At 45.4% G+C, this 14,692-nt stretch carries 18 protein-coding genes; 4 read left to right on the forward strand and 14 right to left on the reverse strand.

Annotated elements, in window-relative coordinates; all coding sequences use genetic code 11:
• Positions 1-59 precede the first annotated feature (59 nt).
• The 10 genes from ACQEXT_RS09535 to agaR (ACQEXT_RS09580) form a co-directional block, all read right to left on the reverse strand.
• Positions 60-914, reverse strand: a complete 855-nt coding sequence (locus ACQEXT_RS09535) for a tagatose bisphosphate family class II aldolase (RefSeq protein WP_426951782.1) — start codon at positions 912-914, stop codon at positions 60-62.
• Positions 905-2,113 carry an N-acetylglucosamine-6-phosphate deacetylase gene (nagA, locus tag ACQEXT_RS09540; protein WP_426951784.1) on the reverse strand — a complete coding sequence of 403 codons (1,209 nt, stop codon included), beginning with the start codon at positions 2,111-2,113 and terminating at the stop codon, positions 905-907. The genes ACQEXT_RS09535 and nagA overlap by 10 nt, the downstream gene beginning before the upstream one ends.
• A complete protein-coding gene (agaF, locus tag ACQEXT_RS09545) occupies positions 2,103-2,543 on the reverse strand; it encodes a PTS galactosamine/N-acetylgalactosamine transporter subunit IIA (RefSeq protein ID WP_426951786.1) in 441 nt (146 codons plus the stop codon). Before agaF ends, nagA begins: the two co-directional genes overlap by 11 nt.
• Before the next feature lie 60 nt (positions 2,544-2,603).
• Positions 2,604-3,488: a PTS N-acetylgalactosamine transporter subunit IID gene (agaE, locus tag ACQEXT_RS09550; protein ID WP_269375351.1), complete on the reverse strand. Its 885-nt coding sequence runs from the start codon at positions 3,486-3,488 to the stop codon at positions 2,604-2,606.
• On the reverse strand, positions 3,478-4,254 hold the full coding sequence (agaW, locus tag ACQEXT_RS09555; RefSeq protein WP_426951787.1) for a PTS N-acetylgalactosamine transporter subunit IIC: 777 nt from the start codon (positions 4,252-4,254) through the stop codon (positions 3,478-3,480). Before agaW ends, agaE begins: the two co-directional genes overlap by 11 nt.
• A gap of 17 nt (positions 4,255-4,271) precedes the next feature.
• Positions 4,272-4,745, reverse strand: coding sequence for a PTS N-acetylgalactosamine transporter subunit IIB (agaV, locus tag ACQEXT_RS09560; RefSeq protein WP_426951789.1), 474 nt, complete (start codon positions 4,743-4,745; stop codon positions 4,272-4,274).
• A gap of 24 nt (positions 4,746-4,769) precedes the next feature.
• Positions 4,770-5,927, reverse strand: a complete 1,158-nt coding sequence (locus ACQEXT_RS09565) for an SIS domain-containing protein (RefSeq protein WP_426951790.1) — start codon at positions 5,925-5,927, stop codon at positions 4,770-4,772.
• Complete coding sequence (locus ACQEXT_RS09570) at positions 5,924-7,234, reverse strand: D-tagatose-bisphosphate aldolase, class II, non-catalytic subunit (protein WP_426951792.1); 1,311 nt, start codon at positions 7,232-7,234, stop codon at positions 5,924-5,926. Before ACQEXT_RS09570 ends, ACQEXT_RS09565 begins: the two co-directional genes overlap by 4 nt.
• An 8-nt stretch (positions 7,235-7,242) precedes the next feature.
• On the reverse strand, positions 7,243-8,019 hold the full coding sequence (gene agaR / locus ACQEXT_RS09575; RefSeq protein WP_426951794.1) for a transcriptional repressor AgaR: 777 nt from the start codon (positions 8,017-8,019) through the stop codon (positions 7,243-7,245).
• Between the two features lie 425 nt (positions 8,020-8,444).
• Positions 8,445-9,215, reverse strand: a complete 771-nt coding sequence (gene agaR, locus ACQEXT_RS09580; RefSeq protein ID WP_426951795.1) for a transcriptional repressor AgaR — start codon at positions 9,213-9,215, stop codon at positions 8,445-8,447.
• 264 nt (positions 9,216-9,479) lie between these two features.
• Between agaR (ACQEXT_RS09580) and ACQEXT_RS09585 the strand changes: the two genes are divergently transcribed.
• Both ACQEXT_RS09585 and ACQEXT_RS09590 read left to right on the forward strand, forming a co-directional pair.
• Positions 9,480-9,725, forward strand: coding sequence for a DUF3297 family protein (locus ACQEXT_RS09585; protein ID WP_006880246.1), 246 nt, complete (start codon positions 9,480-9,482; stop codon positions 9,723-9,725).
• Positions 9,726-9,896: 171 nt separating this feature from the next.
• Positions 9,897-10,163, forward strand: a complete 267-nt coding sequence (locus ACQEXT_RS09590) for a DUF2999 family protein (protein ID WP_138971295.1) — start codon at positions 9,897-9,899, stop codon at positions 10,161-10,163.
• Between the two features lie 59 nt (positions 10,164-10,222).
• Here ACQEXT_RS09590 and ACQEXT_RS09595 read toward each other — a convergent pair whose 3' ends face one another.
• Positions 10,223-10,810, reverse strand: a complete 588-nt coding sequence (locus ACQEXT_RS09595; RefSeq protein WP_426951797.1) for a GNAT family N-acetyltransferase — start codon at positions 10,808-10,810, stop codon at positions 10,223-10,225.
• An 83-nt stretch (positions 10,811-10,893) separates the two neighbouring features.
• A complete protein-coding gene (locus tag ACQEXT_RS09600) occupies positions 10,894-11,745 on the reverse strand; it encodes a helix-turn-helix domain-containing protein (RefSeq protein ID WP_426951798.1) in 852 nt (283 codons plus the stop codon).
• Positions 11,746-11,887: 142 nt separating this feature from the next.
• Between ACQEXT_RS09600 and ACQEXT_RS09605 the strand changes: the two genes are divergently transcribed.
• Positions 11,888-12,790, forward strand: coding sequence for an AraC family transcriptional regulator (locus ACQEXT_RS09605; protein ID WP_006880239.1), 903 nt, complete (start codon positions 11,888-11,890; stop codon positions 12,788-12,790).
• Positions 12,791-12,875: 85 nt separating this feature from the next.
• Here the strand turns inward: ACQEXT_RS09605 and ACQEXT_RS09610 are convergent, their stop codons facing one another.
• Positions 12,876-13,478 carry a LysE family translocator gene (locus ACQEXT_RS09610; protein WP_426951799.1) on the reverse strand — a complete coding sequence of 201 codons (603 nt, stop codon included), beginning with the start codon at positions 13,476-13,478 and terminating at the stop codon, positions 12,876-12,878.
• A 121-nt stretch (positions 13,479-13,599) separates the two neighbouring features.
• Here ACQEXT_RS09610 and ACQEXT_RS09615 point away from each other — a divergent pair, with 121 nt between their 5' ends.
• The gene (locus ACQEXT_RS09615; protein WP_426951800.1) at positions 13,600-14,082 is read left to right on the forward strand and encodes an Lrp/AsnC family transcriptional regulator; all 483 of its coding nucleotides are present in this window, start codon (positions 13,600-13,602) and stop codon (positions 14,080-14,082) included.
• 52 nt (positions 14,083-14,134) lie between these two features.
• Here the strand turns inward: ACQEXT_RS09615 and ACQEXT_RS09620 are convergent, their stop codons facing one another.
• Positions 14,135-14,473, reverse strand: coding sequence for a cytosolic protein (locus tag ACQEXT_RS09620; RefSeq protein WP_331418739.1), 339 nt, complete (start codon positions 14,471-14,473; stop codon positions 14,135-14,137).
• Positions 14,474-14,692: the final 219 nt, after the last annotated feature.

The following is a 14,692-nucleotide window of genomic DNA, read 5'->3' on the forward strand; positions in this document are numbered from 1 at the left end:
GAAAGCCTAGCACCCAGGTAAACACACTATAGGGGGGAGTTTACCAAAATAGATGAAAGCTAAAGCTTACCTTCACTACCACACATATGAATCTTATCCATCACCACTTGTTTCATCGCAGCTTTACCTGGAGTGATATATTTGCGCGGATCATTCGCATCCGGATGTTCAGCAAAATGCTGCTTAACGGCATTTGAGAAGGCGATTTTCAGTTCAGTCGCCACGTTGACTTTGCACACACCTAAATCAATACAGCGACGAACCATCTCATCAGGTACACCTGAAGCACCGTGTAAAACAAGCGGAATGTCAACCACGGTTCGGATCTTATCCAGACGGTCAAAATCAAGCTTTGGTTCTGCTTTGTACAAGCCGTGGGCGGTCCCAATTGCCACTGCTAACGAATCAATTCCTGTACGACGAACAAACTCTGCTGCTGATGCAGGATCGGTCATTAGCGCATCAGCGCAATCGACAATCAGGTCATCTTCTTGACCACCCAAGCGGCCAAGTTCAGCCTCAACACTAGCGTCAAATCGATTGCAGTATTCGACAACCGAACGGACGATTTCTATGTTTTGGTCAAACGCATGATGAGAACCATCAATCATCACAGAACGAATTCCATGGCCGACCTTAGTACGGATATCCTGTAGATCTTCATGGTGATCGAGATGTAGAACGAGTGGGATCGAGTGCTTGTGTGCGGCTTCTTTGCAGATACTAATTAAATAGTCAGTCCCCGCGTAATCATAGGTGCCAGGCGTGCCGGCTAGAATCACAGGAGAACCCATCTCTGATGCAGTCTCAACGATGACCTGTACCGTTTCTAAGTTATGAATATTGAATGCAGGAACGGCATAGCCACCGAGTTGGGCACGTTTTAACATTTCACGAGAAGAGATTAGATACATAAAGCCTCCTGACTTGGTACGGAGTCAGTTTCGAATACAATGCGTCCGTTAACCCAAGTTTTTATAATTGAGAAATCTGATTGAATTGCCACCATAGAAGCGCGTTTACCCACTTCTAAGCTGCCAAATAAATGCTCTAAGCCTAACGACTTAGCGGGTGTTAACGAGGCCATCAGCCACGCTTGTTCTAATGGCAGACTTAACCACTGCTGGATATTTTTTACTGCTTGCACAAGAGTCAGCGTACTGCCGGCTAAACTACCTGTATCAACCGTCACCACACCATCGTTCATCTCAACGGTATACTCGCCCAAGGTATAGCGACCATTTGGCATACCAGTGGCACTCATTGCATCGGTAATCAGCATCATACGACTACTACAACAGTGGTGAGCAATATCAATTGCCGCAGGGTGAACATGATGTCCGTCCGCTATCATCTCTACGTAGCTGTTGGGGTGAAGAAGACCTGCGCCAACAACACCAGGATCTCGGTGATGTAATCCGCGCATACCGTTATAGCAATGGACGATGCCACTTGCACCAGCGTCTAGAGCTTGCTGAACTTGATCGTAGCTGGCATCAGTGTGCCCAAGCATCACTTGTACACCTTGTTCATTTAGATAACGGATAGCCTTCAAAGCGCCGCTTTTTTCCGGAGCCAGCGCTACCTTGAGTAACTGGTTATCACTGTAAGAAATCCAGTCATCAAGCTCTTCTACTGATAAGTCTCTAAACCATGCTGTAGGGTGTGCACCACGATTTTTCTCGGTGAAGTATGGACCTTCTAAATACGCCCCAAGGATTTCAGCACCATCAACGCCCTGCTGCTTACTTTTAGCCACTTGTTTAAGCGCACATCGAATTTTTGCCACTGGCGCCGTCACGGTCGTTGCAACGAAGGCTGTCACGCCAAGACTTGCAAAGTAACGCGACATAGTATTGAGACTTTCATGGCTAGCATCCATAACGTCGCAGCCCTGTGCACCGTGAACATGACTATCAATCATGCCTGGGAGTAAACTCACTTCCCCCAAATCTATAAGATCTACATGCTGCTGAGGTTCAAATGGTTCGATAGCGTCAATAACTCCGTCAACATTAACGGTAATTAAGGCATCGTTGAGCCAGCGGTCACCATGTAATATGCGTTGAACACGATAGCTCTTCGGTATATTCGCGTCTCTTTCAGATGCCATCTTCTTCTACCGTATCCGCTATTGACGCTTTTAGTTCCATTTCCGCCGCCAATGAAGTTATTCCACGATATCCACACTCAACTGCTTGCTGGCGAAACTCAACCAGACTTAGCTCATCACGTTCAAGCAGCATTTCCGCCGCCATCTGCATATTAGTGCCGGTGACAACTTCAATATCATCTCGCTCTTGACTTAGAAGTGATGCTGTACGAAATGGCGTACCTCCCAATAAATCCGTCAGAAAAACAATCCCTTCACCAGAATCAATCTCTTCAATCGCCTCACGCATTGCTTGTTCAAGTTGTGGTGTAGTAGCTTCTTCTGGGAAGTCGATGAACTTGAACTGAGATTGATCTCCAATAACTTGAAATACCGCTTTTGCTAACCCCGAAGCGAAACCACCGTGACCAGATAAAATTACTGCAATCATTTTTACGTCCCTTAATGGGGCTGAACACTCAGCCCCGTTTTATCTTGTGTTAGAAATGCCTTACAAGAAGCCCATAAAGCGCCCTGCAACTCCGAGTAACACAGTCAAGCCAATCAGTTTCAGTGGACTCCAGCCGCGTTTAACCAATGCGTACATAGTCAAGGTGTAAACCAGAGGTAAGAATGCAGGCATCAGTTTGTCGATGACATCACCCTGCAACTTAACCACGGCATCACCCGCTGTGATTTCTGCGGTTGTAGACAAACGAACATAAGTAGCAACTAAAGCACCGATAACTGTCATCCCGACCATTGATGCGGCATGCCCTACCTTTTTGGTATTTGCTTTAATGACAGGGATGGCCGCAACTCCCATTCGGTACGCATAATGTGCTAGACCAAAACGAAGACCAAAGTGCACCACGTTAAACAGAACAATAAAGAACACGGCGCCCATAATAGAGCCCTGTAATGCAAGGTCAGCACCGATACCGCCACAAATTGGCAATAGAGTTAGCCAGAACATCGCATCACCAATGCCTCCCATTGGCGCACCAACTGCAATCTTGGTGCTTTGGATACTGTTGATGTTTTGTTTTGAGCGTTCCATTGCCAGAACGATCCCCATAACAAACGTCACCAAAAATGGGTGAGTATTGAAAAAACCCATATGACCTTGCATCGCTTTAGAAAGGTCAGCTTTGTTGGTGTGGATCTTCTTCAGTGCTGGCAGAAGGCCATATAGCCAACCAGATGCCTGCATACGTTCGTAGTTAAAGGACGCTTGGAGCAGTAGTGAACGCCAGGCCATACGGTTGATGTCTGCCTTCGTTAGCTCTGCACCTATTTCTTTATTTTCATACTCATCCTGTGCCACTCCTGGTGCAGGTTGCACTTCAGCGTTTTGACCACGGAAGTCGAGTTCGTTACTTACATTAGATTCCATCTTCAAAGTCCTCAGCTGGTACGGTTGCGGGGGTTGGTTCGGTTTTGCGCATAAAGTCGATAATAGCCATTGCAGTTGCCGCAGCAGCAATAGCGAGAATTGGGAGTTCAATCCACGCAGCGGCAACAAACCCTAGGATGAAATAAGGGATATAGGCATTTTTCATCATGATTTTCATCAGAACTGCAAAGCCAATTGCTGGCATAATGCCCCCCGCGATGCCTAGACCATCAATGAGATCTTTTGGTAGGACTTCGACAATTTTTCCTGCGTGTTCAGCGCCAAGGTACACGGGTAAGAAAGCACATAAGAAGTAGAAGGTACCCAGAACTGCCAGTGCCATGTAATTAATACGTTCAATACCATTAGTGTCAGCATTCTGAGCGTACTCATCACACTTAGACATGACTGCTGACATAGCAGAGAAAAGTAGCGTGATGCCCATCTGTACGGCAACAGCAAAAGGTACTGCGACACCAACCGCGACATTAGGCTCAACTTTAGTGGTGATAGCGAAAGCTGTACCAACGATAGTACCGATAATCACATTTGGTGGCTGAGCACCGGCCAGAGGAGCGAGCCCCATCCAGATCAGTTCTAGCGTACCACCGACTAAAATACCGGTTTGCAAGTCGCCCAAAATAAGGCCGACAAGCGGACCGAGTACTACCGGACGGTGGAAGTGAGTGAGGCCGTTAAATAAATCTAGGCCAGCAAAGAAGGCTAAGATGCCCAGCATCAACGCCTGTAAGAGTCCTATTTCCATGGTTGTTGTCCTTATTGTTAGATAAGAGTAAAGAGGTCAGTTGCGCTTTCAGTGGGCACACCTTGAATGGTACAAACCACACCCAACGCTTTTAATTGTTCAAATTCCGCAACGTCTTCAGAATCCACTGAAACCGTTTTTGCAATTTGCTTTTTGCCATCAACATAGTGCATGTTACCTACGTTGATATTGCTGATTGGTACGCCGCCTTCGACCAATTGACGAAAGTCTTTTGGTGTACGACAAACCAGTAGAATTCGTTGACGATCTGCTGCTTTATGGATGGTGTCGATGGCCTTTTGTACTGACCAGAAGCGGATGGCAATCCCATCAGCCAGCACCATTTCCATCAGGTTTTGTTGAATACTGTCTTGCGCAACCTCATCATTCACAACAACAATGATGTTGGCATCAGCAAAGCCTACCCACTGCACTCCGACTTGGCCGTGAACAAGGCGCTCATCAATACGACTTAATACGATATTTGGCATGGTCTAATGTCCTTATAGAAATCTTTACTGATTAAATGGGTAGATCGTGACGCCTTGCACCACACGGTTTACTTCACCAGTTGGACAAGGATTATCTGGTCCTAAGCCAAGCTGGAGTGACTTTTCACATGCCAACATTTGGCAGAAGAGAATAAATGGGAAACAAAGCCACTGATCACCCAAACCTAGTCTTCCAAGCTCAAAGACATCTTCTTCGTTAAGAGCAATTTCCGAGATTGCAACGTGACCAAGCGCCTGTTTATCGCGACGGATCTCATTGAACAGATCCATATCGTACTGACGTGTATATGGTTGACTGGAAAGCAATTGGATAACGATTGCTTTGTCGTTAATCGTAAATTTAGGACCATGGCGAAAACCGAGCGAGGAATCGAATGTCGTCATCACTTTACCCGCACTAAGCTCGAGAGATTTGAGTGACGCTTCTCGGGCCAATCCAGCAAAACCACCACTGCCCAATACAATCAAACGATCATAAGGAAGAGCAGCAAGCGCTTTTATGGCTGGTTGCCACTGTTGAAGTTTGTGCTCACACAAAGTGGCTGCCGCTTCAATTTGTTCATTCCACTCACTTGGAGACTGACCACCTAGTAGCGTTAGCGTAGCCATAAGCATGCACGTAAAACTAGAAGTCATGGCGAAGCTTTTATCGTTTGATCCTTCAGGCATCAGCATGCAATAAGCATTGTCAGCTGTTTGGGCATAACGAGAGAGTTCACCTTCACCATTACACGTTATAAATAGGTGGTGGCAGTCAGTAACCAACTGATCAACCAGAGCCACAGCAGCAACACTTTCAGGGCTATTGCCAGAGCGAGCATAAGAAACCAGCAAAGTCGGACGTGTTGAATCAAGATACTGCTGGGGATTTGAAACCAAATCGGTGGTCGGAATCGATTCCACTTGGAAGCCAAGTCCTTGCTGAATAAATGGTGCTGCGGCATCCCCAACAAAGGCAGAAGTTCCTGCTCCAGTCAAAATGATGCGCAAATCCGAACGTTGCAGCAGGGGATTAAGAAATATACTCACTGCTTGATACTGCTTGTCTAATATCGCAGACAGCGCACGCCATAAACGAGGTTGATGGCTAATTTCCTGAGCTGTATGAACACCATTGTGCTGCTCTAACCACGGAACTTCATAGCCTAGAAATGAACTCATTTGATAGTCTCCTTGCTAGCCACGATGTTTGCATAACAGGCTTCGGAATAGACTTGCGTCACTTCCATAATCTTGTGCATAACAATCTCTGCTGGCTGATTTTGAATTTGATTTTGAGAAATAGCCTTGGCCTGATTTGGCAGATATTGGCTAAGGATTGTTACTGGCAGCGGACGGTCCATCAGATTGTCAAACAAAGCCTTTTGCGCTGCTTGAACCTCTGGATGAGTCCAGTAGTAACGAATGCGATCACTCAAGCTATAACTGCAATCAAGGTACTGTTGGTGCCCTCTACTTGAATAATGTGAACGCCAGTAATCTGGTTGTTCGTGCATTACCTGTTCGATGGTGTCACGTAAGTGCGAAGAGTGATGGATTCCAAGCCACTCTTTTTCTGCTCGTTCAAGGCCATAGAGCGCCTCGCGTAGGGCAAAGGTCAAAGCAGGGCCGACCTTCAAAATAGCAAAATGGTCACGCACCAATTGATGGTATGCCGGCGGGTTTTGATAATCGGTAGAGTGAGCTTCAAACACGATGTGGGGCTGACTGTCTATTATCTTACTCAGCAACTGCGCTTCGTCACTCTGATAGTGGTGCACCATATGGTGGTCAAACTCAACACCTGGCTGAACAACCAAACCAATCACTCGTGGCCAAACATAACCCAGTCCAGCATCGCTGAATGCCTGATGATGGGCATCCAATGTTGCCAACGCCTGCTCGGGTTGAGTTACTTCAATACACTCATCCTGCAACGATTCAAGAGCACCACCCGGAGTCGGTACTTCTGTACCGATGACATATACGGGAGCTTCACCACCAACACTTCTCCAAGCCTGCTCCGCAACCACACATAGCTGTGCAGCCCGCTGTGCCATGATCTCTTCACTTAGCGGAGTTTGGTCATCCGCGCATGGCATTGAACAATCGAGGTGAATTTTCTTAAAGCCAGCACAAACGAAGTCATGAATCATTTGCGCTGAATATTCCATCGCCTGACATGCTGATAGGTTTTGCCAGCAGTTTGGGCCTAGGTGATCGCCACCCAACACCACTTTTTCCGCAGGGAAATTGAGACGTTCTGCTAAAGAGAGCACGTGACTGGAAAAGTCTTGTGGTGTCATCCCTGTGTAGCCACCAAACTGATTGACCTGATTTGATGTCGCTTCTATTAACACCAGTTGCTGATCTTGTGCCGCTTGTTTAATCGCAGCTTCAAGAACGAGCGGATGCGCGGAACAAACAGAGTAAATACCCGTTGCTCGGCCTTGCTTATGCTGTTCAATTAGAGAAAGTAACGCTTTCATTTTGATTCCTAGTTAACGGTTTGGTCGGCAATAATCACGTCAACACCCATTTCGAGAAGAGCGCGATGCGTTGCATGGGGAATATTGCTGTCAGTGACCAACACATCGATTTGGTGAGCAGCACGGATCATGCAAAAACTTTTACGGCCAAATTTACTGGAGTCAGTCACCGCGATGACTTGTCGGGCGACTTCACACATAGCTCGATTGACTTGTGCTTCCTGAGTGTCTGGAGTGGTTACACCGGCTTGCAGATCGAATCCATCTACACCGAGAAAAAGTTTGTCAAATAGGTAAGAGCGAATTTGCTGCTCCCCGTGATTACCCGTTAATGAACATGACGCACGACGAAGACTGCCACCCACAACATGAAGATCGACGTTTTCAAGCTTGCTAAGTTGATAAGCAGTGTTAAGTGCATTGGTCATAACAACCAATTGCTGTTTGTTTGCGAGGTACTGTGGCATTAAGCCTATAGTAGTCCCTGAATCTAAGATAACCGCTTCGCCATCATGGATAAGGTCAGCAGCTACTTGAGCGATCAACTGCTTAGCAGTTCGGTTAAGTTGATCTTTACGATAAAGAGGTTGATCAAATGCAAAGTTTGGATTGAGTGTTGCTCCACCATAACAACGGAATACACAGCCCTCTTTCTCGAGCAAATTCAGGTCATGACGAATAGTGACCGCAGAAACATTGTACTGCTCGACAAACTCGTCCACTTTTCCAGAACCATGGCTGCATATATATGCCAAAATTTGCTGTCTTCGTTCCGCACTGGTCATTTACCAAATCCTCTTTCGTTACATTTCACTTGGTGCATGAAATGTTTCGATTTCCTTTTGATTGGTATTAAAGCAGGACAGACTAAGGAAAAGTGAAAGCTAGATCACAGTCAGTTTCCTTTCGATTTGAACCCAAAAAACGTTTCACTTCAGAGAGAGTGAAAGACTAGACTTTCACTCTTGACCAAAATTTGCACTTTGTAAGTACCATGAAAGCTGGTTTTCACTATTTGATAACTGAAAGAAACAATTAATTGGGTACAATTCATTAGGTTTCGAAATGCAATCTGTCTTAGATCACAAACTGGAGCATCAATGAATTTTTATAGCGCTATAAAAATAAAACCAGCCGGTGTTTGGCTGGTTAAAAAAGTCACTTTTATAAGCACTAAGATAGATTTATGAAGGAATAATAAGGAACGAGATTAGGCAACAATATGAACATCTACACCTAATGCTGTGAGGTGGTCCACATAGTTTTGAGGGATACCGCTATCAGTAATTAATATGTTAAGTTGTTCTGGACGAGCAATCAGGCAAAAGCTTTGACGGTCAAATTTCGACGAATCCGTTACCGCAATAACGGTTTGAGTAGCCTCTAACATTTTCCGGTTAATATCAGCCTCACCTTGATGTGGAGTGGTAATTCCAGCCGATTTATCAAACCCATCAACTCCCAAGAACAACTTATTAAACCTATAGCCAGTAACTAAGTCTTCTCCACCGACACCATGAACTGAGTAGGAATTTTTACGCATCGTGCCACCAGCCACCATCACAGTAACATTCGTTTTGTTGGCAAGGTGGTAAGCGATATTGATGCCGTTGGTCATGACAACAAGATCATGCTTAGAGTCGAGATGGTAAGCAATCTGCTCAGTCGTTGAACCTGAGTCAAGAATGACCTTGTCGCCATCCGCAATAAGAGATGCAGCGTATTCACCGAGCTTAGCTTTGATACTACTGTTGAGCTGCTTCTTATCATTCAATGGACGCTCAAAAGCAAACTGGTTATTAAGCAGTGCGCCCCCATAACATCTTTTTACACAGCCTTGTTTCTCAAGATAATTGAGATCATTGCGAATCGTTACTTCAGAAACCCCATAGTGCTGCGCAAAATAATTGACATCCCCTTTTTGAGTATTCTGAATAAACTTCAGAATTTCTTTGCGTCTCAAGGTCGCATTCAATTTCATATAATATGATAACCCATAATAGAAGTAGCGTTCTTATCCACGATATTTAACAACCGATGACCATTGATATAATGCAACCTTTTACACATACCATCAATGGAAAATCTCGCCAGAACGTTGCAATAACTAGGGGCAACGGGCGAACTAACAATACGCTAAAACATAGCCGGCGTTATATGCCCGCTAGAAAAAGGACAGGCTTGAATCCAAATCAAGCACTGACTACAATAACGCACTTTTTTTACGGACTTCAAGGTCGCAAACATGACAGATACAGCTAAACCAGCTCTACCAGATCGCCTATCAGGTAACCCACGCAGCCCTTTCTTTGTCAAAGAGTGCTTCGATCACCAAATCGGTATTCGTTTCAAAGGTAAAGAGCGCACTGACGTTGAAGAGTACTGCGTTAGCGAAGGTTGGATTAAAGTCGCTTCGCCAAAAGCAAAGGACCGTTACGGTAACCCTATGCTTATCCAACTTAAAGGCGAAGTAGAAGCGTACTACGTATAAGCGTATCGACCGCAAATACTCTCAAGCTCGAGTCTTCACTCGAGCTTTTTTATATCTGCGACTAACATCGCCCGACAAAGTAGCATTGGAATCCTGCTGGCTGGGAGTTCAATCGTACCCGAACCAGTGCTAAACTCTGGCGAAATGAGTACCAACTAAAAAGGAAACATGATGAATCCGATTATTGCACTGCTAAAAGAAAGCAACATCAGCGACGCACAAATCAACGAGATTTTTCAGACTCTGACACAAAACCCTTTTGCTGCAATGGCAACTATCAGTCAATTGGGCTTACCACAAGACAAACTTCAAATGCTGATGGCTCAGGTAATGCAAAACCCTGCGCTAATCAAAGAAGCGGTTGAAGAATTGGGATTGGACTTCTCAAAAGTTGAAGAAGCGAAAGAGAAGCTTCAGAGCCAGAATCAGGCTAACTAAGCACTTGATACAAAAAGGCCGTTAAATCCGACTAAGGTATTTAACGGCCTTTTGCTTTATCAGCGGTTTAATGCACTGAACTGCTCGGCAGTAATGCCGTAATAGAGCTTGTCATCAAAACCGTGCTCAAGCTTATAGTAGTCTTTCTGGCGTCCTTCCTGAACGAAGCCACACTTCTCAAGAGTTTTGTAAGAGCCGACATTTTCCGCGTAACAATCTGCACTTACCTTATGTGCGTCCAGTTCGGTAAATCCTAGCTCAGTCATCATCTGACATGCTCGGGTTGCAATGCCCAGCCCCCAGGCACAAACAGGCAGCTGGTAACCCACTTCGTAATTGCCGGTTAAAAACATCACTTGCGTTATCGCTGTCATACCCATGTAGTTATCCTGGTGGTCACGAATAACAAATGTTGGATTATCGGGCCAGAGTCCGTCTTTAATCGCCTGTGCTGTGTTGTCGATGATAGGACCAAAGAAACCTTGGTACAGGCTGTTTTCGGCTGGAGCAAAGAACAGGTACGGATTGACCTTATCATCGTTAAGCATCTCGATAATATCGGGCAGATCAGATGCTTGAATCAGCTTAATATTCAGTGACTTGCTAAACGCAATAGCTTGACCTTGTTTTAGTTTTTGATATGACATGTTTTACCTCGTTATCTGCCAGAGATAGTAGCGCAGCAGTCGAGAGAATAATTGGACTTTTGCGACAATCTGGATTGGTGCGATTACTCAAAGTCTCCGTAGATATCTATGGTCAAGTCACGTCTTTTCATATAGTTACCCGGCGTTTTTCTAAGCTGCTGTTTAAGCGTTCTTATCAGATGGGATTGGTCGCTAAAACCAAACTTCTGGGAGAAGTGGGTCCAGTCAACCGCGCTTTGCTGCTGATAAAGCGCCAGAATCATCTGCTCTAAACGTGCCATTTTCTGGTATTGCTTGACGCTTAATCCCACGACCTGCTTAAAACTGCGCTCAAGAGTACGCCTAGAGCAGGCACATTGGCTGGCAAGCGCTTCAACATCCAACATCACGTCAGGTGTCATTACAGTTTGCTTATCCATCTCCTGAACCGCTTTCTGCACTGCGATAAACGACTTGCTTTGAGGTAGGGATAGAGACAGGGACGCAAAATGGCTCTGCAGATAGTCGACCAGTGATTCTCTGGTATTCTGTTGCCAAAGCCCTTGCTGAAATTCCGCGTTAAACAGTGGAGTCAGCCAGTCAAACCACTGACATTGATTGATTGCGCTCACCGGTTGGACGACGTTAATCGCATGCTGAAGGATAAACAGCCCCTCGGGACGAAAGGTGATACCAATACGTTTGATCGGTGGATTGTCATCGAGTAAGAGTAAGTGTTCACTAGCCGCTAGGAGATGACTGCCTTTGCCTGAAAGTAGAGTTTCCCCACTGTCATACACGTAAGGTTGCTGCTGTGGAGTAAGCAGTAGATGAGCGCGAGGATTGGGAATAAGGTGCGGTTTAGGCTCGATCACTTCCCCTGGTTCCACCTCTAAGTACCAGATTTGGTGAATCAGCCATTCATACCCTGCTAACTGCTGCTTCCAAGCGATCATAATTGTCCTTATCAATGACGAAATAAAGCTGAAGTCTGAAGCAAAATGTCGAGACTCGCTATACATTTATACAATCATAGCTTTGAAACAAGCTGTCTGTGGGGTAGGCTTTTTAGCAAGTAAAGCAAGGATGTACCAACCAATGCGCGTTGATTATAAAAAACGGCTAATCCCAGTAATTCGCTATCTGGAAAGACACTTTAACCAGCCTCTGAACCTGCCAGAGGTCGCCGCCTTGGCGAACCTCTCTCCTTACCATTTTCACCGCACATTTAAAGCGGTTCAGGGTGAAACTCTGGCTGATTACATTCGTCGTTTACGACTGGCCGCTGCTGCTGACGATCTGTTTAAGTCTAAGCAACCTGTACTCAATATTGCCCTTGAGTATGGTTTTTCCTCTTCGCAAAGTCTGGCAAAGGCCTTTAAACAGCACTATGGCGTCACGCCAACTGCGTTCAGAGATTGTGAGAACTATCAGGAGTTTTCTGAGCTGGCACGAAACAGCAAGATTGGACACACGTTGCGCAAGAATGGAAACGAAGAGCTAAACAGCGATCCATATACTGGCTCTGAACCAACAATATGGAGCAAGACAATGGAACTACAACAATTTGATGCTACTAAACTCGCTTACGTTCGTGTGACAGGCCCTTACGGTGAAGGTTACGAACAAGCAACTCAACGTCTCTATCAGTGGGCTGGAATGAAAGGTTTAGCTGGCAACACCTGTATTTTTATCTATCACGACAACCCGGAAGTCACACCAAATGACAAGTGCCGCACCGATATCTGCTTAATGGTGCCTGAAGATACTGAAGTACCAAACAATATCGAGCTGCAAGATTTTCCTGGTGGACAATACGCAGTGATGCGTCAGAAAATTACCGAACATAGCCAGTACTCCAGAGCATGGGATGATTTAATGGATAACGTGGTTGGCTCAGGAATGGAAAACGATGATCGCCCTTGTTTCGAGCTTTACCACAGCTACGACCCAGAGACTCAACACTCAGATGTCAGCTTCTGTACAGCAATTAAGCAGTAATCCACTCCGTGGAGCGAACGACAGACCAAGCCTTCATATGCGAAAGCTTGGTCTGTTCTAACCCACTATCACACCTTAGTTAACTCTACAAGCCGGGTTGGCTAACCACGGATAGCGCGACAACAGCCAAACTAGCGCCAAAGCATCGATTGATTGCCACCATCTTACGAGGTGATTCAATAAATCGGGTCAGCATCGAGCCAAAGTAAGCCCAGACCAACATACCAAGCACTCCGGTCACGACCATGACGCTAATGATAAAGATCACTTGAGCCGTATAGCTTCCGGTTGGTGAGACGAATTGAGAAAATACTGTGATAGATGCGACCCAACTTTTCGGGTTAAGGATCTGCACCAATATACCGGAGAAAAAGCCAGATTTTTTCACACTGGCGTCACTGTCGAGTTCCATATTGGCAATTCCCCACGCCATGTACAACAGATACGCAGCACCTAGCCATTTGAGAATCAGATACAACGTCGGATAGAGATTCAATAGTCCGGCAACCCCGACGCTAGCCCCGACAAGTATCACGATCACCCCAACCGCATTACCGATAATGAAAGGTAATGTCGCCCCAACTCCATAACGGCCAGACAGGCCAATTAAAGCAATATTCCCCGCACCTGGAGTCATTGAAATTGAAATTGCGAACAGCATAAAAGCTGTCATTAACTGAGCACTCATTGCTCACTCCCATAAAGTCATTGTTGCGATATGAGATCCAGTCTACCTATCTCTACAGGAATAAAATTGCTATCTGGGTTATGGTAATCATTAAATTGAGCAAATTATTTCCATATGAGCTATGAAAAAGAAAGAATCCATCAACTTTGAGTTAGACAGTACAGATTTTTCCATTCTTGAACGTATCCAGAAAGATGGCCGCATCAGCAACAGCAAGCTAGCGGAAGAAGTTAATCTGAGCGAAACGCCATGCTGGCGACGCTGGAAGAAAATGGAACAAGAGGGCTACATCGAAGGTTATGCCGCAAGACTGAACCGCAAGAAGCTTGGCTTTCAGGTCTCGGGCTTTACTCTGGTGACTCTGGGCAGTCATGAAGTGGAAAATACTGACCCATTTGAGGACTATGTAGCGGAATCAAACTGGATCACCATGTGTCACTGTATAGCTGGCGGCGCAGATTACATCGTTCAGGTAGTCGCAAAAGACTTAGATGAATACTTTGATCGCATCAGCTCAATAAGACGGGTAAAAGGCGTGAGCGCGATTCAGTCCAATGTATCGGTTAAAGAGATTAAGAGTACTTTCCAGTTGCCGTTGAGTTAAAGATAAAACCCGGCTACATTGAGTTCACCGATATCCACTTACCGAAAACTTGTCAGTCCATTCGGGTAATAAAGGTTTGCTCATCATCGACAAAAGCGACAAAGCCACCGTGATAGATAAACACCCGACCACGTCCCTCAACTAGGCAGGCAAGCTGTGGGTTCAAATCTTCTTCGTTATCCTGGCTTTGAAAAGTGCCGGTATCGGTGATGACTCCACTCAATGTTGGCAGGTAGCCATAAGCGCGTTTTGCTTGATCAATCAGGCTCAATTCGCTGGCGGTAGAGAAGCAAGAAGGGATCGCTCCTGCGTCTTCGATAAACATGGTTTTCAGTTCTTCAAAAGCGGTAATCACCAGCCAGTCGATACCATTAACATGATGGATAAACATAGAGTTTCTCGATAATTCTGATGCGCAGATTGTATCACCTTCAGAGCATCAAAGGGGAAGGGCTGCCGGTTTTATATTATGGTGTGTGTCCCTTTAATATTTAGTGTGTGTCCCTCTAATATTGTTCTCTAATATTGCTTTAATATTGAATCCGATTCCGTTTTGGCAACATCGCCATCAATATTTGAGTTCTATACTTTGAAAAACTAGACTTAGGTC

Source organism: Vibrio sp. TRT 29B02 (assembly GCF_050113655.1).
GTDB lineage: Bacteria > Pseudomonadota > Gammaproteobacteria > Enterobacterales > Vibrionaceae > Vibrio.